Below are 351 nucleotides of genomic sequence, written 5' to 3' on the forward strand. Positions count from 1 at the left end.
AAAGCTACCATCGGGCAGCACCGTAGTGGTAAAGGTTTGGGTATCGCTGTCACTGTCAGTGACTTCAATACTGATCATCGCCCCGATTTCATCACAGGTCCCGCTAATGGTGGGGGTGGCGCTGTTGAGATTAGACAGTGCATCGAGATTTAAAATCGGTAAGGTTAAGTCTATTAAGCCAGAGGTACTAACTGAGGCTAAGTTGCCCGCACTGTCGAGCACCGACACGTCCACATTGAGTAACCCTTCTGCGGCATCGGCCGGTAAATCGATAGTAAAGCTACCATCGGGCAGCACCGTAGTGGTAAAGGTTTGGGTATCGCTGTCACTGTCAGTGACTTCAATACTGAT

General features: G+C 49.9%; 1 pseudogene. It reads right to left on the bottom strand.

Annotation, left to right across the window (positions count from 1 at the left end):
• A pseudogene (locus V5298_RS20915) lies at nt 1-351 on the bottom strand (RTX toxin); the annotation flags it as partial.

The organism is Alteromonas sp. 14N.309.X.WAT.G.H12 (assembly GCF_036697315.1).
Taxonomy (GTDB): Bacteria; Pseudomonadota; Gammaproteobacteria; order Enterobacterales; family Alteromonadaceae; genus Alteromonas.